Origin of the sequence: Streptomyces sp. NBC_00273, from assembly GCF_036178145.1 — a bacterium.
In the GTDB taxonomy this organism is placed as follows: domain Bacteria; phylum Actinomycetota; class Actinomycetes; order Streptomycetales; family Streptomycetaceae; genus Streptomyces.
In genome coordinates this window covers 5328800-5347728 of sequence record NZ_CP108067.1, presented here as the reverse complement: position 1 = coordinate 5347728, position 18929 = coordinate 5328800, and the positions used below count along the sequence as shown (strand labels likewise).

General features: G+C 70.2%; 14 protein-coding genes and 1 tRNA gene. 6 read left to right on the top strand and 9 right to left on the bottom strand.

Translation table 11 applies throughout. From position 1 onward, the window contains the following. The first annotated feature begins 93 nt into the window (after positions 1-93). A complete protein-coding gene (gene hrpA / locus OG386_RS23540; RefSeq protein WP_328789764.1) occupies positions 94-4041 on the top strand; it encodes an ATP-dependent RNA helicase HrpA in 3948 nt (1315 codons plus the stop codon). Positions 4042-4146: 105 nt separating this feature from the next. Continuing rightward, a tRNA-Asp gene (locus tag OG386_RS23535) sits at positions 4147-4220 on the top strand. 657 nt (positions 4221-4877) lie between these two features. On the opposite strand, the gene bldC is transcribed toward OG386_RS23535, so the two are convergent. Continuing rightward, the gene (gene bldC / locus OG386_RS23530) at positions 4878-5084 is read right to left on the bottom strand and encodes a developmental transcriptional regulator BldC (protein WP_003949541.1); all 207 of its coding nucleotides are present in this window, start codon (positions 5082-5084) and stop codon (positions 4878-4880) included. A 567-nt stretch (positions 5085-5651) separates the two neighbouring features. Continuing rightward, complete coding sequence (locus OG386_RS23525; protein WP_328789763.1) at positions 5652-6506, bottom strand: hypothetical protein; 855 nt, start codon at positions 6504-6506, stop codon at positions 5652-5654. Between the two features lie 194 nt (positions 6507-6700). On the opposite strand from OG386_RS23525, the gene OG386_RS23520 reads away from it, so the two are divergent. After that, the gene (locus OG386_RS23520; protein WP_328789762.1) at positions 6701-7795 is read left to right on the top strand and encodes a Leu/Phe/Val dehydrogenase; all 1095 of its coding nucleotides are present in this window, start codon (positions 6701-6703) and stop codon (positions 7793-7795) included. A gap of 290 nt (positions 7796-8085) precedes the next feature. Next, positions 8086-8349 carry a DUF3073 domain-containing protein gene (locus tag OG386_RS23515; RefSeq protein WP_150261950.1) on the top strand — a complete coding sequence of 88 codons (264 nt, stop codon included), beginning with the start codon at positions 8086-8088 and terminating at the stop codon, positions 8347-8349. Between the two features lie 79 nt (positions 8350-8428). Here OG386_RS23515 and purM read toward each other — a convergent pair whose 3' ends face one another. Next, positions 8429-9499, bottom strand: a complete 1071-nt coding sequence (purM, locus tag OG386_RS23510; protein WP_327384511.1) for a phosphoribosylformylglycinamidine cyclo-ligase — start codon at positions 9497-9499, stop codon at positions 8429-8431. A 91-nt stretch (positions 9500-9590) separates the two neighbouring features. Beyond that, complete coding sequence (purF, locus tag OG386_RS23505; RefSeq protein ID WP_030009390.1) at positions 9591-11108, bottom strand: amidophosphoribosyltransferase; 1518 nt, start codon at positions 11106-11108, stop codon at positions 9591-9593. Between the two features lie 122 nt (positions 11109-11230). Here purF and OG386_RS46965 point away from each other — a divergent pair, with 122 nt between their 5' ends. Both OG386_RS46965 and OG386_RS23500 read left to right on the top strand, forming a co-directional pair. Continuing rightward, on the top strand, positions 11231-11353 hold the full coding sequence (locus OG386_RS46965; RefSeq protein WP_351150916.1) for a putative leader peptide: 123 nt from the start codon (positions 11231-11233) through the stop codon (positions 11351-11353). 118 nt (positions 11354-11471) lie between these two features. Then, entirely contained in the window at positions 11472-12905 is a 1434-nt protein-coding gene (locus OG386_RS23500) for a sulfatase-like hydrolase/transferase (RefSeq protein ID WP_328789761.1), read from the top strand. Positions 12906-12917: 12 nt separating this feature from the next. On the opposite strand, the gene OG386_RS23495 is transcribed toward OG386_RS23500, so the two are convergent. From OG386_RS23495 to purQ, 5 genes are all read right to left on the bottom strand, one after another. After that, entirely contained in the window at positions 12918-13769 is an 852-nt protein-coding gene (locus OG386_RS23495) for an META domain-containing protein (protein WP_328789760.1), read from the bottom strand. A gap of 11 nt (positions 13770-13780) precedes the next feature. Then, positions 13781-14569, bottom strand: a complete 789-nt coding sequence (locus OG386_RS23490) for a maleylpyruvate isomerase family mycothiol-dependent enzyme (protein WP_328789759.1) — start codon at positions 14567-14569, stop codon at positions 13781-13783. Between the two features lie 17 nt (positions 14570-14586). After that, positions 14587-15858: a hypothetical protein gene (locus OG386_RS23485; protein ID WP_328789758.1), complete on the bottom strand. Its 1272-nt coding sequence runs from the start codon at positions 15856-15858 to the stop codon at positions 14587-14589. A 143-nt stretch (positions 15859-16001) separates the two neighbouring features. After that, positions 16002-18251, bottom strand: coding sequence for a phosphoribosylformylglycinamidine synthase subunit PurL (gene purL / locus OG386_RS23480; RefSeq protein ID WP_328789757.1), 2250 nt, complete (start codon positions 18249-18251; stop codon positions 16002-16004). Continuing rightward, positions 18248-18928, bottom strand: a complete 681-nt coding sequence (purQ, locus tag OG386_RS23475; RefSeq protein WP_266594917.1) for a phosphoribosylformylglycinamidine synthase subunit PurQ — start codon at positions 18926-18928, stop codon at positions 18248-18250. The genes purL and purQ overlap by 4 nt, the downstream gene beginning before the upstream one ends. Position 18929 lies beyond the last annotated feature (1 nt).

Here is an 18929-nt window from a genome sequence, read left to right as displayed (position 1 = left end):
CGTACGACCGACGGACTCGTCCCGAAATGGTACGGGTCCACCCGACAAATGCGTTCGCCACCCGGAGGGCCCAGGTGAGATCCTCGACCAGGTATGTCTACTTCCTTCGCCGCCCTGCAGACGCTTCTCGGTGAGATCTCCCTCCGTGACGCGCACCGCCTCGGCCGCCGCCTCGAAGGCGCCCGCCGTATCCGCAAGCCCGAGGCCAAGCAGGCCGTGCTCGACGAGATCGCCGCGGAGGCCACCAAGGCCGCCGAGCGACTGGCCGGCCGTGCCTCGCGGATGCCGGAGGTCACGTATCCCGAGAACCTGCCCGTCAGCCAGAAGAAGGACGAGATCGCCGAGGCGATACGCGACCACCAGGTCGTGATCGTCGCGGGCGAGACCGGGTCCGGCAAGACCACGCAGATCCCCAAGATCTGCATGGAGCTGGGCCGCGGCGTCCGGGGCATGATCGGGCACACCCAACCCCGCCGGATCGCCGCCCGCACGGTCGCGGAGCGGATCGCCGAGGAGCTGAAGTCCGAGATCGGTCAGACCGTCGGCTGGAAGGTCCGCTTCACCGACCAGGTGGACCAGGACGCGACCTTCGTGAAGCTGATGACGGACGGCATCCTGCTCGCCGAGATCCAGACGGACCGCGAGCTGCGCGCCTACGACACGATCATCATCGACGAGGCCCACGAGCGGTCGCTGAACATCGACTTCCTGCTGGGCTACCTGGCCACGCTGCTGCCGAAGCGTCCCGACCTCAAGGTCGTCATCACCTCGGCGACCATCGACCCCGAGCGCTTCTCCCGGCACTTCGGCGAGGCGCCGATCGTCGAGGTCAGCGGGCGCACGTATCCGGTGGAGGTGCGCTACCGGCCGCTCCTGGAGGAGGACGCCGAGGACGGCGACGACTCCGACCGGGACCAGATCACCGCGATCTGCGAGGCCGTGGACGAGCTCCAGTCCGAGGGGCCGGGCGACATCCTGGTCTTCCTCTCCGGCGAGCGCGAGATCCGCGACACGGCGGACGCCCTCAACAAGCGGAATCTACGATTCACCGAGGTCCTCCCCCTCTACGCACGCCTCTCGCACGCCGAGCAGCACCGCGTGTTCCAGCAGCACACCGGCCGCCGGATCGTCCTCGCCACCAACGTCGCCGAGACCTCCCTCACCGTGCCCGGCATCAAGTACGTGATCGACCCGGGCACCGCCCGGATCTCCCGCTACAGCCACCGCACCAAGGTCCAGCGCCTGCCGATCGAGCGGATCTCGCAGGCCAGCGCCAACCAGCGCAAGGGCCGCTGCGGCCGTACCAGCGACGGCATCTGCATCCGGCTGTACTCCGAGGCCGACTTCGACGCCCGCCCCGAGTTCACCGACGCCGAGATCCTGCGGACGAACCTGGCCTCCGTCATCCTCCAGATGACCGCGGCCGGCCTCGGCGAGATCGAGAAGTTCCCCTTCATCGACCCGCCGGACCACCGCAACATCCGCGACGGCGTGCAGCTCCTCCAGGAGCTCGGCGCGCTGGAGACGGGCGAGAAGTCCTCCCCGGAGGGGAAGAAGGGGCAGCGCCTGACGCAGATGGGCCGCCAGCTCTCCCAGCTCCCGGTGGACCCGCGGCTGGCCCGCATGGTCATCGAGGCCGACAAGAACAACTGCGTCCGCGAGGTCATGGTCATCGCGGCGGCCCTGTCCATCCAGGACCCGCGCGAGCGGCCCTCGGACAAGCAGACCCAGGCCGACCAGAACCACGCCCGCTTCAAGGACGAGACCAGCGACTTCCTCTCGTTCCTGAACATGTGGCGCTACGTCCGCGAGCAGCAGAAGGAGCGCGGCTCCTCGTCCTTCCGCCGGATGTGCAAGCAGGAGTACCTGAACTTCCTGCGGATCCGCGAGTGGCAGGACATCTACTCCCAGCTGCGCACGGTCGCCAAGGGCATGGGCATCCACGTCAACGAGGCCGACGCCCCGGAGCAGGTCGTCCACGTCTCGCTGCTGGCCGGTCTGCTCTCGCACATCGGGCTCAAGGACACCGACAAGAACGAGTACCTCGGTGCCCGCAGCGCCAAGTTCGCGATCTTCCCGGGATCCTCGCTCTTCAAGAAGCAACCGAAGTTCGTGATGTCGGCCGAGCTGGTGGAGACCTCGCGGCTGTGGGCCCGGGTGAACGCCAAGGTGGAGCCCGAGTGGGTGGAGCCGCTGGCGCAGCACCTGGTCAAGCGCACGTACAGCGAGCCGCACTGGGAGAAGGACCAGGCGGCCGTGATGGCGTACGAGAAGGTCACGCTGTACGGCGTACCGATCGTGGCTCAGCGGAAGATCAACTACGGCCGGATCGACGCCGAGGTCTCGCGCGAGCTGTTCATCCGCAACGCGCTGGTCGAGGGCGACTGGCGCACCCACCACAAGTTCTACGCCGACAACCGCAAGCTCCTCACCGAGGTGGAGGAGCTGGAGAACCGGGCCCGGCGCCGCGACATCGTGGTGGACGACGAGACGCTCTTCGACTTCTACGACCAGAAGATCCCCGCCCACGTGGTGTCGGGGGCGCACTTCGACTCCTGGTGGAAGCACAAGAAGCGCGAGGAGCCCGAACTCCTCGACTTCGAGCGCGAGATGTTGCTGACCGAGAAGGCGGCCGGGGTCACCAAGGCCGACTACCCGGACTCCTGGCGTCAGGGGCAGCTGAAGTTCCGGGTGACCTACCAGTTCGAGCCGGGCGCGGACGCCGACGGCGTGACCGTCCACATCCCGCTCCAGGTACTGAACCAGGTCACCGACGAGGGTTTCGACTGGCAGATCCCGGGCCTGCGCGAGGAGGTCGTCACCGAGCTGATCCGCTCGCTGCCGAAGCCGATCCGCCGGCACTACGTGCCCGCGCCGAACTTCGCCGGCCGCTTCCTGGACACGGCGGTGCCCCTGCAGGAGCCGCTGCCGGTCACGCTGGCGCGCGAGCTCCAGCGGATGGTGGGGGTCCCGGTCTCGGCCGAGGACTTCGACCTCACCCGCATCCCGGACCATCTGAAGATCACCTTCCGGATCATCGACGAGCGCCGCAAGAACCTCGCCGAGGACAAGGACCTGGAGGCCCTGCGCCTGAGGCTGAAGCCGAAGGCCCGCCAGGCCCTCTCCAAGGCCGCCGCGGCCACCGCCGAGCGGGCGGGCGGGGAATCGGTGGAGCGGACCGGGCTGACCGACTGGACGATCGGCACGCTGACCAAGGTCTTCGAGACCCGGCGTGCGGGCCAGCCGGTGAAGGCGTACCCGGCGCTGGTGGACGAGGGCTCGACCGTCTCCGTACGGCTCTTCGACACCGAGGCCGAGCAGCAGCAGGCCATGTGGCTGGGCACCCGGCGGCTCATCCTGCTGAACATCCCGGTGAACCCGGCGAAGTTCGCCTCGGACCACCTGACCAACCAGCAGAAGCTGGCCCTGTCCAGGAACCCGCACGGTTCCATCCAGGCGCTCTTCGACGACTGCGCGACCGCGGCGACCGACAAGCTGATCGCCGACCACGGCGGCCCCGCGTGGGACGAGGCGGGCTTCCGGAAGCTCTACGAGGCCGTCCGCGCCGACCTGGTGGACACGACCGTGCGCACGGTGAGCCAGGTGCAGCAGGTGCTGGCCGCCTGGCAGGCCTGTGAGCGCCGTCTGAAGGCCACGGGCAGCCTGGCGCTGGTCGCGAACATCCAGGACGTCAAGACGCAGCTGGCGGCCCTCGTGCCGGCCGGCTTCGTGACGCTCACGGGGCTGCGCCGACTGGCGGACCTGATGCGCTACCTGGTGGCGGTGGACCGGCGGCTCCAGCAGATGCCCACGGGCGTCCAGCGCGACACGACGCGCATGGAGAAGGTCCACGAGATGCAGGACGAGTACGCCTGGCTGCTGGAGCAGTTGCCGAAGGGGCGGCCGGTCCCGTCCGCGGTCACCGACATCCGCTGGATGATCGAGGAACTGCGCGTCAGTTACTTCGCGCACGCGCTCGGGACGGCGTACCCGATCTCCGACAAGCGGATCGTGAAGGCGGTGGACGCGGCGGCTCCGTGACCGGCTCCCCGACCGGCTCCGTGACCGGCTCCGCGGTCCGGTTCGACTGCACCCCCTGAGCTGCGGTACAGTCTGATTCGCAGCCGCCGAGCGGCCGCAAATCAAGGACCTGTGGAGCAGTTGGTTAGCTCGCCACCCTGTCAAGGTGGAGGTCGCGGGTTCAAGTCCCGTCAGGTTCGCAGAAACGTCAGGGCCCGTATCCCTCTGGGGATACGGGCCCTGACGCGTTGGCGGGTGGCACCGCCCAGACGGCCTTGGAGGTCGCCTGGGGGCCGTGGGGCGCCCGCGGTGCCCGTGAACACCTCCGGGTCACGTCCGCCGCCCCTGCGGGGCGTCCGCGGGCGCGGCCCGCTCCCCTCCGACCCACCCCGGACCGCCCCGTTCCCTCCGCGGCCCCTCCGAACCGGACCCGGCCCCTTCGCTGCCCCTCCGAACCGCCTTCCGGGACCTTCCGAGGCCGACCGTCACCCGGAATCCCCCGTTCGCGTGAGGCGCCTCGCGAGGCGGGTCCCCTTTACGGGGTGCAATACCGGATATACAAGAGTGATCATCTGTGACGGGAGTCACCGGATGAGTTTTTGAGACTCATACTTTTATCGCACCCATACGCCTGCTCGATAGAATATGTGCAATGGCACCTATCCCGCCGGTGTCCCCGTGCGCGCTCAAGACCGCCCTGACCTGGGCATAAAAAGATCGCGCTGGACCCGGCGGAGTCCAGCGCGATCGGACGACCTTGAACCTGTTGGGGCAGGTCCGGCCGTATGAAGCTATGTGGGTTTCATCGGATTGGGGGACCCGACATAAACCCGTTAAAGCGGGGTGTTTACGCGACCTCAGGCCTCGCTGCGCTGCTGCGGAATTCCCGCGAGCAGTGCGCGAACCTCGGCCTCGCGGTACCGGCGGTGTCCACCCAGGGTGCGGATGGACGTGAGCTTGCCAGCCTTGGCCCAGCGGGTGACCGTCTTCGGGTCCACGCGGAACATCGTGGCAACCTCAGCCGGGGTCAGCAGCGGCTCGGCATCAGGGGTGCGAGCGGTCATGAGCGGCCTCCTCGGGAGAACCGAACCATCTCGGTTCTTTCCTCTAAATTCTGCACCTTGGCCCGCGTTGCCCGAAATGGACATACGCGGGCCGAGTCGGTTATAGGACGAACGGCTTGTCCTCGGCACTACAACTACACCATCCGTCCAGCCTCGACGGCCAAACCGACGGAATTGCCCTCCGAGGTGTTCATCAGCGGCGGAAGCCGATGGACCGCCCTATAACGGACAGTCACCCCACTGTGACGATCAGTCACAGAGCGATCAGGAGTCGTCAGACCCCCCGTAGAGTGCAATGCCGAGCATTCCGCCCTTAGTTGGGCGGAAGGAACCCTCCCCGGACTCCTTGTCCTATTTTGGCACGAGGGTAGGGGAAGGGCGCAAGGGTGTAGTTAGTGCGGTCCGTCACGCTTGGGCCAATGGCCCGTATCGGGACGAAGGTCCTGGCACTACGTCCTAAATGCCATGATCAGGCCTCTGATCAGCCAGTATTGACCGATCGACCGATACCGGACGATACGCACTGCCCCCTCTTGGGTGAAACCAGCCACACAGGCACCTTTCGGCCTAATTCGCGAAAAGCCGCTCGCGGACCGCCCGCCACCGCTCCGCCAACTCCTCGTAGACCTCGGTCGCGCCCTCCACGTCCCCGGCCCGCAGGGCCGCGATGCCCGCCGCGAGGTCCCCGGCCGAGCGGTCGGCCGCCAGCCGGTCCGCCGGCAGCGCGTGCAGCAGCCCCCCGTAGTCCAGCTCGACCATCGAGCGCGGGTGGAACTCCTCCAGCCAGCTCCCCACCTCCACCAGTCCGTCGGCGAGCATCCCGTACCCCTCCGCGTCCCGCAGGGTCCGCAGCGCGCGGGCGAGCCGCCGCCGGGCCTGGACCATCGGCGTGCGGTAGCGCAGGCGCTCGCCCGGCACGTGGTCCCGCTCCTCGTCCGCCACCAACACGAACCAGCGCAGCGGCACCTGCCACACCCCCGTACGGATCCAGGGGCGCGCGTCCGGGTTCCGTTCGCGCCAGCGCTCGTACTCCTCGGCCGCCCGGCGGCGCGCTCCCGGCGGGAGCGCGGCGTCCAGCACCGGGCGCGGGAACCACTCGACGAGTTCCTGGAGGGCCAGCCAGCCGCGGAGCCGGGTGCGCCAGGGGCAGACCAGCAGCACCCCGTCGACCACCGCGGTGAAGGCGTCCGCGCTCTCGTGCGACGGCACCCCCAGCAGCGGGACCCGCACCAAGTCCGACAGCGACCGGCGCAGTTCGTCCTGGGCGGTCGGGGTCGCCCCGCGCCGGGCGTAGTCGGCCCAGTGCGTGCGCTCCGGCTCGGCGAAGGCCGCCAGGGGCTCGTAGACGCGCAGGTAGGAGGCGTACGGGACGGTCGGCGCCGAGCGCGCGGACGGCAGCGGGAGATCGGAGGATTCGCTCACGCTCTCGTACTGCCCTTCCGCAGGGTCCGGTTCACCTCCGGAGCGCCCCCGCACCCGCAGACCACGGGAGTGTTTCGATCCTCGGACAGGTCACCTACGGGCGGCCCCCAGGTCTTACTCTGCTCCCAGCACGCCCTCCCCCACCCGCAGGGCGGGCGTCTTTCCGCCGCATCTCTTCCATGGGAGTCACCACCGTGACCGAAATGACCGACGGCGTCCTGCACACCCTGTTCCGTACGGAGCAGGGCGGCCACGAGCAAGTCGTGCTGTGCCAGGACCGCGCCACCGGCCTGAAGGCCGTCATCGCCATCCACTCCACCGCCCTGGGCCCCGCCCTCGGCGGTACGCGCTTCCACGCGTACGCCTCCGACGAGGAGGCCGTCCTCGACGCGCTGAACCTCTCGCGCGGCATGTCGTACAAGAACGCCCTCGCCGGTCTCGACCTCGGCGGCGGCAAGGCCGTGATCATCGGTGACCCGGACGTCATCAAGAGCGAGGAACTGCTCCAGGCCTACGGCCGGTTCGTGGAATCCCTCGGCGGCCGCTACGTGACCGCCTGCGACGTCGGCACCTACGTGGCCGACATGGACGTCGTGGCCCGCGAGACCCGCTGGGCGACCGGCCGCTCCCCCGAGAACGGCGGCGCGGGCGACTCCTCGGTCCTCACCGCCTTCGGCGTCTTCCAGGGCATGCGCGCCAGCGCCCAGCACCTGTGGGGCGACCCGACCCTGCGCGGCCGCAAGGTCGGCGTGGCCGGTGTCGGCAAGGTCGGCCACTACCTGGTCGAGCACCTGCTGGAGGACGGCGCCGAGGTCGTGATCACGGACGTACGGGAAGAGTCCGTCCGCCGGATCCTCGACAAGCACCCGGGCAAGGTCACCGCCGTCGCCGACACGGACGCGCTGATCCGCACCGAGGGCCTGGACATCTACGCCCCGTGCGCGCTCGGCGGCGCCCTGAACGACGACACCGTCCCGGCGCTCACCGCGACGATCGTCTGCGGCGCGGCGAACAACCAGCTCGCCCACCCGGGCATCGAGAAGGACCTCTCGGACCGCGGGATCCTCTACGCGCCCGACTACGTGGTCAACGCGGGCGGTGTCATCCAGGTCGCCGACGAGCTGCGCGGCTTCGACTTCGACCGCTGCAAGGCCAAGGCCACGAAGATCTTCGACACCACCCTGGAGATCTTTGCTCGCGCGAAGGCGGACGGCATTCCGCCGGCCGCTGCGGCCGACCGGATCGCCGAACAGCGGATGGCCGACGGCCGCGCCGCGCGCGCCGTCTAGGCCCTTCCCGGGGCTTCCGGGTGCGCCCGCCGGGGTGCGGCGAGACGGAACTCACTGCACTTCGGCGGGTCGCCCGCCAGGAAAAGGTTAAAATCGCAGCTGACCAGCGAGGACGGGGCGCCTTGTTGGTTCTGCACCGGGGCGCGTCATGCGGGCGGCGTACCGTATGGCCGCGGAAGCAGGTACCGTTAAACCCCTACGGACGGTCTCTCCACGGAGAGCCCGCTCCGAACCATGAACGCGTGTCAGACTCTGGGGCCGTCGAGCCCCGTCACCGAGGGGGTCGAGCCATGGGGCGCGGCCGGGCAAAGGCCAAGCAGACGAAGGTCGCCCGCCAGCTGAAGTACAGCAGCGGCGGGACTGACCTCTCGCGTCTGGCCAACGAGCTGGGCGCATCGACCGTAGAACCGCTGCCTGTCAGCGAGCCGGTCGAGGTAGACGACGACGAGCTGGACGAGGACGACCCGTACGCTCGGTACGCGGACCTCTACAACACGGATGACGACGACGAGGACGAAGAGTCCGGGCCGTCGTCACAGCGTCGCGGCGCTTGACGCCCTGAGGCGTCTGCACGACAGACAAAAAGCTGAAACCCGGTCCAGGGCATCGCCCCGGGCCGGGTTTCAGTGCTGCTCAGCTCGCGTAGGAACCGGTCATGGTCGCGCCTTCGGTGTGGTCGCCGCGGTCCAGGATCTCTCCGGCGACCCATGCGTCGACACCCCGGTCGGCCAGCGCGGTCAGCGCCACGTCCACCGACTCCTGCGGAACGACGGCCATCATGCCGACGCCCATGTTCAGGGTCTTCTCCAGCTCCAGCTGCTCCACCTGACCGGCCTTGCCGACCAGGTCGAAGATGGCGCCGGGCGCCCAGGTCGAACGGTCGACCGTGGCGTGCAGGTGGTCCGGGATGACCCGGGCCAGGTTCGCCGCGAGGCCACCGCCGGTGATGTGCGAGTAGGCGTGCACCTCGGCCGTACGGGTGAGGGCCATGCAGTCCAGCGAGTAGATCTTGGTGGGCTCCAGGAGCTCCTCGCCGAGCGTGCGGCCGAGCTCCTCCACGTGCTGCTCCAGCGACATCTTGGCGCGCTCGAAGAGGACGTGGCGGACCAGCGAGTACCCGTTCGAGTGAAGGCCGGACGACGCCATCGCGATGACGGCGTCACCCGTACGGATGCGATCCGCGCCGAGCAGGCGGTCGTACTCGACGACGCCCGTTCCGGCACCGGCCACGTCGAAGTCGTCCGGACCCAGCAGGCCGGGGTGCTCTGCGGTCTCGCCGCCCACCAGGGCGCATCCGGCGAGGACACAGCCCTCGGCGATGCCCTTGACGATCGCCGCGACACGCTCGGGGTGCACCTTGCCGACGCAGATGTAGTCGGTCATGAAGAGCGGCTCGGCACCACAGACGACGATGTCGTCCATGACCATCGCCACCAGGTCGTGGCCGATGGTGTCGTACACGCCGAGCTGGCGGGCGATGTCCACCTTGGTGCCGACGCCGTCGGTGGCCGAGGCGAGCAGCGGGCGCTCGTAGCGCTTGAGGGCGGAGGCGTCGAAGAGGCCGGCGAAGCCGCCGAGGCCGCCGAGGACCTCGGGGCGCTGCGTCTTCTTCACCCACTCCTTCATCAGCTCGACGGCGCGGTCGCCCGCTTCGATGTCCACGCCTGCGGCTGCGTAGCTGGCACCGGTGGTCTTCTCTGTCATGACAGGAGAGAGCTTTCGTGTCGTTACTGCGTGTGGTGCCGGGCCCTGGGAGAAGCCTCAAAGACAGGGCCCGGCGCAGGTTGAGCCAGGGCTACGGGCGGCGGAGCGCGTCGGCGGCGTCCGTGCCGCCCGCGAGCTCGGACTCCAGCAGCTGCTTGCCCAGGAGCTGCGGGTCGGGCAGCTCCATCGGGTACTCGCCGTCGAAGCAGGCACGGCAGAGGTTGGGCTTCTGGATCGTGGTCGCCTCGACCATCGCGTCGAGCGAGATGTACGAGAGCGAGTCCGCGCCCAGGGAGGTGGCGATCTCGTCGACCGTCATGCCGTTGGCGATCAGCTCGGCCCGGGTGGCGAAGTCGATGCCGAAGAAGCACGGCCACTTCACCGGCGGCGAGGAGATCCGGATGTGGACCTCCGCCGCGCCGGCCTCGCGGAGCATCTTGACCAGGGCGCGCTGGGTGTTGCCGCGGACGATCGAGTCGTCGACGACCACCAGGCGCTTGCCCCGGATGACTTCCTTGAGGGGGTTGAGCTTGAGCCGGATGCCGAGCTGGCGGATCGTCTGCGAGGGCTGGATGAAGGTCCGACCCACGTAGGCGTTCTTGACCAGGCCGGATCCGTACGGAATCCCGCTGGCTTCGGCGTACCCGACGGCGGCGGGCGTGCCGGATTCCGGCGTCGCTATCACCAGATCGGCGTCGACCGGGGCTTCCTTGGCCAGGCGCCGGCCCATCTCGACACGCGAGAGGTAGACGTTCCGGCCGGCGATGTCGGTGTCCGGGCGCGCCAGGTAGACGTACTCGAAGACACAGCCCTTGGGCTTCGCTTCCGCGAATCGAGAGGTGCGCAGACCGTTCTCGTCGATCGCGATGAGCTCGCCCGGCTCGACCTCGCGGACGAAGCTGGCGCCGCAGATGTCGAGGGCGGCGGTCTCGCTCGCGACCACCCAGCCGCGCTCCAGGCGGCCGAGGACCAGCGGGCGGATGCCCTGCGGGTCACGGGCGGTGTAGAGGGTCCCCTCGTCCATGAAGACGAGGGAGAAGGCGCCCTTGACCTGAGGCAGGACCTTGGCGGCCGACTCCTCGATGGTCAGGGGCTTGCCCTCGTCGTCGGTCTGACCGGCGAGCAGGGCGGTGACCAGGTCGGTGTCATTGGTGGCGGCCACCTGGGTGGCACGGCCGTCCTGACGGGGGAGGTCGGCGACCATCTCGGCAAGCTCGGCGGTGTTCACCAGGTTGCCGTTGTGACCCAGGGCAATGGAGCCGTGGGCGGTCGCACGGAAGGTCGGCTGGGCGTTCTCCCAGACGGAGGCCCCGGTGGTCGAATAGCGGGCGTGACCGACCGCGATATGACCTTGGAGCGAGCCGAGAGAGGTTTCGTCGAAGACTTGGGAAACGAGGCCCATGTCCTTGAAGACGAGGATCTGGGAACCGTTGCTCACAGCGATTCCCGCGGACTCTTGTCCACGGTGCTGCAGGGCATACAGTCCGAAGTAGGTGAGCTTGGCGACCTCTTCACCCGGAGCCCAGACACCGAAGACGCCGCAAGCGTCCTGGGGGCCCTTTTCGCCGGGGAGCAGGTCGTGGTTGAGTCGTCCATCACCACGAGGCACGCTCCCGAGTGTAGGCGAGATCGACCACTGGTCCGAATTGGGGACGGCCGGGAAATGTCACAGCACAGAGGGTGACCGATCCATTCCGTCTCGGTATCCGGAATGCCCTTGTTGACAGGCGCATGGGCATTCGTACAGGCTCTCGCCCCATGCAGCCTCTCGGTGACCGTACCGTCACCCTCGTCGAGCGCCGGCACGTGGACCTTGTCCGTGTCGCGAGCGCCATCTGTCGCTGTTCTGCGTAGTCACACGCCGCTTTCCGTTCTTTTCTTTTCCTGATCCCTGCCCGAAGCCCGCCCTGCCGTGCCGCGCGCCGTCCCGCGCCGCCCGGGGCGGGCCGACGGGCCGTGCCTTGGAGTACCCGTGACCTCGTACGAACCCAACCTGTCCCGGCGCGCCTTCGGCGGTGCGGTCGGCGTGAGCGCGGCCGCCGCGGCGGTGGGACTGGGCGCCGCCCCGGCCGCCGCCTCCCCGGCCGCCGGGGACGGGCAGAACCTGCCGCAGGAGCGGGAGTTCCGGGCCGGGCGGCCCCGGCCGTCCCGCCGGCCGAACATCCTGTTCGTCCTCGGCGACGACCTGGGCTGGGCCGACCTCTCCTCGTACGGCTCCCCGCACATCAAGACCCCGAACCTGGACCGCCTCGCCCGCCAGGGCGTCCGGTTCACGGACGCCTACTCGGGCTCCGCGACCTGCTCGCCGACCCGGTTCAGCCTCTACACCGGGCGCTACCCGGGCCGAACCACGGGCGGACTGGCCGAGCCGATCGCCGACAAGTCGGTCGGCCTGGACCCCACGCACCCGACGCTGGCCTCGCTGCTGAAGTCCGCGGGCTACTCCACCGCGTTGATCGGCAAGTGGCACGCGGGCTACCTGCCCGACTACAGCCCGACCAGGTCCGGCTGGGACGAGTTCTTCGGCAACTTCGGCGGCGCCCTGGAGTACTACTCCAAGCTGGGCCTGGGCGGTGAGTACGACCTGTACGAGGGCGACGCCGAGTACAAGGACCTGCGCTACTACACCCGGATCATCACCGAGCGGGCGAGCGAGTACGTCTCCCGCGACCACCACGGCAAGCCGTGGCTGCTGAACCTCAACTTCACCACCCCGCACTGGCCGTGGATCGCCGACGGGGACACCGAGCAGAGCGCCGAGATCGTCCGACGGATCAAGGCGGGCGACGGGCGCGCCCTGTGGCACCAGGACGGCGGCTCGGTCGAGAAGTACAAGGAGATGGTCGAGGACCTCGACCGCTCGATCGGCAAGGTGCTGGCGGCGCTGAAGCGTTCCGGCCAGGAGGAGGACACCCTCGTGGTCTTCTCCAGCGACAACGGCGGCGAGCGCTTCTCGTACAACTGGCCGCTGTCCGGCAACAAGGCCTCCCTCCAGGAGGGCGGGATCCGGGTGCCCAACATCGCGCGCTGGCCCGCCCGGCTGGACGGCGGGCAGGTCAGCCACGTCCCGGTGTTCAGCCCGGACTGGACGGCGACGCTGCTGGAGCTGGCCGGGGCGCGGCCCGACCGGGCCCACCCGCTGGACGGGGTGAGCCTGGCCGGGTACCTGCTGCGCGGCGAGAAGGTGGCCGAGCGGGACCTGTTCTGGCGGGTCCGGGGCGAGCGGGCGCTGCGCCGCGGGGACTGGAAGTACTACCGCGGCAAGGCGGGCAAGGACCAGCTGTTCAACCTGTCCGGGGACGTCCGCGAGCAGGCCGACAAGGCCGCCGCGGAGCCGGCCCGGCTGGCGCAGCTGCGGGCGGCCTGGGAGAAGGTGGACGCCGGGCTGCTGCCCTACCCGGGCTGACCGCCGTCGGGGTCACTCGGCGGCGGAGGCCGCCTTCGCGGTCAGGCCCTTGCCGTCGGGTGCGGTGAGGGTGAGGGTCCGGCCCTCGATCTTCGCGGTGAGCGGGCCGCTGCCGAACAGCTCGGTCAGCGTCCGCTCCACCTCGCCCACCGGTCCCTCGCAGGCCATCTTGGTCGAGGTCAGCGGCCCGAAGGTGACCGTGGAGCCGTCGACGGTGGCCCGGGCGCTGAACCGGTTGCAGCCGAGGTTGCCGCTCACGGCGAGGTCCGGGGCGATGGTGAACCGTGCCTTCCCGGCCGCCTCGCCGGGCAGGGAGGCCGCGGTCCCACCGCTGACCAGGGACTCCACGGTCCACTCGGTCGTGGTGAGCGGGGCGTCCGTGACCGCGGGCGCCGACGTCATGGCGATGGTGCTCCCGTCGGCGGTCTTCAGGGTGAGCCGGTCGGGACCCCGGTCGATCGTCAACTTGCCCTGGAACAGCTTGGCGAAGGCCGTCTCGAACTCCATGTCCGCGCAGGCCATGGTGGTCGAGGCGCCGGGCGTGACGGTCACCGCGGAGGAACCGGCGAAGGCCGCCACCGCGGTGAAGCCGTTGCAGCCGTAGTTGCCCTTGACCTGGTTCCGGCCGATGTCGAGGTGGGCGGTCTCGGGCGCGTGCAGGGTGCGGCCACCCGTGGTCAGGGACTCGACGGCCCAGGAACCCACCGGGTCGGGCAGCCGGGCGCTGCGGCCGTCCTCGGCCCGGCCGCAGCCGGCCAGGGCGAGCGCGAGGACGAGGACGAGGGCCAGGGCCGTGGGGGCGGGGACGTGCCGGAAGGTGGGCATGTCCCTGGGACGGACCGGGTGGTGCAGTGGTTCCACCATGGTTCTTCTCCTCAGCTCATCAGCGGGAGCAGCGCCGACAGATCGGCCCGCTCGCCACTGGCCCGTACGTGGGCCTCGTCGACGGCGGTGGCCCAGCCCGTACGGCCGGTGGCGAGCCGGATCCAGGTCAGCGGGTCGGTCTCCACCACGTTCGGCGGGGTGCCGCGGGTGTGCCGCGGGCCCTCGACGCACTGGACCACCGCGAAGGGCGGGACGCGGACCTCGACGGAGCCGCCCGGGGCCTTGAGGGCCAGGGCGTCGGCGAGCAGCCGGGTGCAGGCGGCCAGCGCCTGCCGGTCGATCGGGACGTCCAGTCCGGCGGCCCGGTTCAGGTCGTCGGTGTGGACCACCAGTTCCACGGTCCGGGTGACCAGGAAGTCGGCCAGGGTCATGTCGCCGATCCACAGGTCCAGCACGCGGTCGCCCGGATTCGCCGCGAGCGCCTGCGCCATCCGGGCGGCCGCCCGGTCGTACAGCTCGGGCAGCGGGGCCCCGGTCAGGGTCTCCCGGGCCGCCTCGGAGATCTTCCCGGCGAGGGAGGCGGTGGCGAAGGGCCACTCGACCGCCGACAGCTCCGCGACGGCGGCGGGCGGGCGGGCCAGGCCCCCCGCCAGCGAGTCGGCGATCCAGGCGATGTGCCCGGCGAGTTCGGCCACGGTCCAGTCCCCGAGCCCGCTGGGCCGGGCGAGCTGTTCGGGTCCGAGGTCCGCCACGGCCCCGACGACGTGCGCGAACTGTGCGGTGACGGCCGCGCGGATCTTCGCGGGGTCGTACGTTCGGGTGCGGGTCCTGGATGCCATGCGGCGAGTCTGCCGGATCAGTCGCCGCCGCCGCAGCCGCCGCCGCAGCTGCTTCCACAACTGCTGCCGCAACTGCTGCTGCTACCGCAGCCGCTGGAGGAGGTCCCGCAGCCGGAGGTGCCGGAACCGCTCTCGGCTGCCTTGGCCCGGTGCGCCGCCCGCTCCTTCCGTTCCTTCAGGACGGCCGAGCGCCCGGCCGCGCGCCACGGGTTGAGGCCGTGCCGGCGGCGCGGGTGCAGCGGTACGGCCAGCACGCTGGTGGTGATCCGGGTGTTGCCGTAGTACGCCGCGTACTCCAGGACGACCTCCGCGCCCTCGAAGGGCGCGGAGTACAGGACGGCCTCGAACGGCTCGCAGAACCAGTTGACGTCGTGGTGCTCGGTGCGGAGCCGCTCCTCGGAACCGCCGAGCAGGGTCCGTACGTGCCTGACAGTGTTCTCCACGTCGTCACGGAAGGCGATCAGGGGCTTCCCGGACGTGTCCCGGACGTCCGCGTACAGCCAGCTGTACGTGAGGGAGTCGCCCCGGATCCCGACGCGGAGGGCGGGCTGCGGTCCGGCGTGCAGGCGCCGGGCGGCGCGGCGGGCGCCGACGCCCCGGCCGAGCAGCGCCGTCGCGGGCACCAGCAGCAAGAGGGCCAGGACCTGCTGTCCCGTGGCGTCGTACGGGTGCTCCGGGTCCGCGCCGAGGTCCCGGGCCAGGGCCCACCAGAGCAGGGCGGCCGCGGCGAGGCAGAGCCCGCCGCCGGTCAGGATCATCGGCAGGCCGCGGCGGCGGTGGCGCCGGGGCAGTTCGTCGGGGAGTTCCCGGCGGCCGTCCCCGGCGGCGGCGAGCGCGAGGGCGCACTGCGCGCGGCGGGCCCGCAGCCGCAGCAGCGCCCCCGTGAAGGCCGCGCCGCACAAGGCGACGACCAGCCAGGACCCGACCCGGCCCGGACCGTCCGACGCGGGCAGACCGGCCAGCTCGAACAGCGTGTACCCGGCCAGGGCGGGGGTGGCCAGGACGGTCGCGGCCGGGATCATCCGGTACCAAAGGGGCAGGCCGACCAACAGGACGGCGGCCGGGTATCCGTCCCAGGAGGTACCGCGGTCCGGAACCTGCGGATCGCTCCACCCCAGCAGGACGATCGCGACGAACACCGGCAGGACCAGCGCCCACGCGCCGAAGACCGGCCCGAACACGGCCGGTACGGCCGCCTTCCGCCACCGCTCGGCGTCCTCGGTGCGCCAGACGGGAACGCCTCCGTCAGGTATCGCGGCTTCCGGCAGGTACTTCACCTTGTCGCTCACGGCGTCAGTATGCGGGCGGGATCTCGCAGGTCAGAAGGGGTTTACGGGCTACGGAATCGCTACGGCCGCTTCCCCCGCCGGCCCCCACGCCGAAGCCCCGCACGGCACTCCGTGCGGGGCTTCGACAGGGCTGTCGCCGGGGATCAGGCCAGCAGCGCCGGGATGGTCGTCTCGTGGGCCTCGCGGAGCTCGGCCAGGGGGAGGGTGAACTCGCCCTGGACCTCGATCTCCTCGCCGTCCACCACACCGATGCGGGCGACCGGCAGGCCGCGCGCACCGCACATGTCGGTGAAGCGGAGCTCCTCGCTGCGCGGGACGGCCACGATGGCCCGGCCCGCGGACTCGGAGAACAGGAAGGTGAAGGCGTCCAGGCCCTCGGGCACCACGATCCGGGCACCGTTGCCGCCGCGCAGGCAGGACTCGGTGAGCGCCTGGATCACGCCGCCGTCGGACAGGTCGTGCGCGGCGTCGATCATGCCGTCGCGCGAGGCCGAGATCAGGATCTCGGCGAGCAGCTTCTCGCGGCCCAGGTCCACCTTCGGCGGCATGCCGCCGAGGTGGTCGTGGACGACCTGCGACCAGGCCGAACCGCCGAACTCCTCGGCCGTGTCGCCCAGCAGGTACAGCAGCTGGCCGGCCTCCTTGAAGGCCATCGGCGTACGGCGGTTGACGTCGTCGATCACACCGAGGACCGCCACGACCGGGGTCGGGTGGATCGCGGTGTCGCCCGTCTGGTTGTAGAGCGAGACGTTGCCGCCGGTCACCGGGGTGCCCAGCTCCAGGCAGCCGTCCGCCAGACCGCGGCAGGCCTCGGCGAACTGCCACATGACGTCCGGGTCCTCGGGGGAACCGAAGTTCAGGCAGTCGGAGATGGCCAGCGGCTTGGCGCCGGTCGCCGCCACGTTGCGGTACGACTCCGCCAGCGCCAGCTGCGCGCCCGTGTACGGGTCGAGCTTGGCGAAGCGGCCGTTGCCGTCGGTGGCCATGGCGACGCCGAGGTTGGACTCCTCGTCGATGCGGACCATGCCGGCGTCCTCGGGCTGGGAGAGCACCGTGTTGCCCTGTACGAAGCGGTCGTACTGGTCGGTCACCCACGACTTGGACGCCTGGTTCGGGGACGAGACCAGGGCCAGGACCTGCGCGCGCAGCTCCTCGGAGGTCTGCGGCCGCGGCAGCTTGCCCGCGTCGTCCGCCTGGAGCGCGTCCTGCCAGGAGGGGCGCGCGTAGGGGCGGTTGTAGACGGGGCCCTCGTGGGCGACGGTGCCCGGGGGCACGTCCACGATCTGCTCGCCGTGCCAGAAGATCTCCAGGCGCTCGCCCTCGGTCACCTCACCGATGACGGTGGCGATGACGTCCCACTTCTCGCAGATCTCCATGAAGCGGTCGACGTGCTGCGGCTCGACGATCGCGCACATGCGCTCCTGCGACTCGCTCATGAGGATTTCCTCGGGCGAGAGCGTCGCGTCGCGCAGCGGCACGGTGTCCAGCTCGACCCGCATGCCGCCGGAACCGGCGGAGGCGAGCTCGGAGGTCGCGCAGGAGAGCCCGGCGCCGCCGAGGTCCTGGATGCCCGCGACCAGCTTCTCCTTGAAGATCTCCAGGGTGCACTCGATGAGGAGCTTCTCCTGGAAGGGGTCGCCGACCTGCACGGCGGGGCGCTTGGTGGGCTTGGTGTCGTCGAAGGTCTCGGACGCGAGGACCGAGACGCCGCCGATGCCGTCGCCGCCGGTGCGGGCGCCGTAGAGGATGACCTTGTTGCCGGGGCCGGAGGCCTTGGCGAGGTGGATGTCCTCGTGCTTCATCACGCCGATGCAGCCGGCGTTGACCAGCGGGTTGCCCTGGTAGCAGGCGTCGAAGACGACCTCGCCGCCGATGTTGGGCAGGCCCAGGCAGTTGCCGTAGCCGCCGATGCCCGCGACGACGCCGGGCAGGACGCGCCGGGTGTCGGGGTGGTCGGCAGCGCCGAAGCGCAGCGGGTCCACGACCGCGACCGGGCGGGCGCCCATCGCGAGGATGTCGCGGACGATGCCGCCGATGCCGGTGGCCGCGCCCTGGTAGGGCTCGATGTACGACGGGTGGTTGTGCGACTCGACCTTGAAGGTGACCGCGTAGCCCTGGCCGACGTCGACGACGCCGGCGTTCTCGCCGATGCCGACGAGCATGGCGTCGTTCTGGGGGGCCTTCTCACCGAACTGCTTCAGGTGGACCTTGCTGCTCTTGTACGAGCAGTGCTCGGACCACATGACCGAGTACATGGCGAGCTCGGCGCCCGTGGGGCGGCGGCCGAGGATCTCCCGGATCCGGGCGTACTCGTCCTCCTTGAGGCCGAGTTCCTTCCAGGGCTGGGAGGCGTCCGGGGTTTCGGTGGCGTTCTTGACGGTGTCGAGGCTCATGCGCTGACCAGCTTCTTCAGGACCGAGGTGAAGAACGGGAGGCCGTCGGTGCGGCCCGTCCCGATCAGCGGCTCGACCGCGTGCTCGGGGTGCGGCATGAGGCCGACGATGTTGCCCGCGGCATTGGTGATGCCTGCGATGTCGCGCAGCGAACCGTTCGGGTTGCCGTCCAGGTAGCGGAAGGCCACTCGGCCCTCGGCCTCCAGTTCGTCGAGCGTGCGCTCGTCGGCGGTGTAGCGGCCGTCCATGTTCTTGAGCGGTACGGAGATCTCCTGGCCGGCGGTGTAGTCGCCGGTCCACGCGGTCTCCGCGTTCTCCACCCGCAGCTTCTGGTCGCGGCAGATGAAGTGCAGGTGGTTGTTCCGGAGCATCGCCCCCGGCAGCAGGTGGGCCTCGGTGAGGACCTGGAAGCCGTTGCAGATGCCCAGGACGGGCATGCCGCCCTTGGCCTGCTCGATGATGGTCTCCATCACCGGCGAGAAGCGGGAGATGGCCCCGGCGCGCAGGTAGTCCCCGTAGGAGAAGCCGCCCGCGAGGACGACCGCGTCGACCTGGTGCAGGTCCTTGTCGCGGTGCCACAGCGAGACCGGCTCGGCCCCCGCGAGGCGGACGGCGCGCAGCGAGTCACGGTCGTCGAGCGTTCCGGGGAACGTGACGACTCCGATGCGAGTGGTCACC

Coding starts and splice junctions, on each gene's coding strand:
- purL (WP_328789757.1), bottom strand. CDS start 18,251: ATGAGCCTCGACACCGTCAAGAACGCCACCGAAACCCCGGACGCCTCC.
- OG386_RS46965 (WP_351150916.1), top strand. CDS start 11,231: ATGGGCATTCGTACAGGCTCTCGCCCCATGCAGCCTCTCGGTGACCGT.
- OG386_RS23515 (WP_150261950.1), top strand. CDS start 8,086: ATGGGGCGCGGCCGGGCAAAGGCCAAGCAGACGAAGGTCGCCCGCCAG.
- OG386_RS23490 (WP_328789759.1), bottom strand. CDS start 14,569: ATGGCATCCAGGACCCGCACCCGAACGTACGACCCCGCGAAGATCCGC.
- purM (WP_327384511.1), bottom strand. CDS start 9,499: ATGACAGAGAAGACCACCGGTGCCAGCTACGCAGCCGCAGGCGTGGAC.
- OG386_RS23495 (WP_328789760.1), bottom strand. CDS start 13,769: ATGGTGGAACCACTGCACCACCCGGTCCGTCCCAGGGACATGCCCACC.
- bldC (WP_003949541.1), bottom strand. CDS start 5,084: ATGACCGCTCGCACCCCTGATGCCGAGCCGCTGCTGACCCCGGCTGAG.
- hrpA (WP_328789764.1), top strand. CDS start 94: ATGTCTACTTCCTTCGCCGCCCTGCAGACGCTTCTCGGTGAGATCTCC.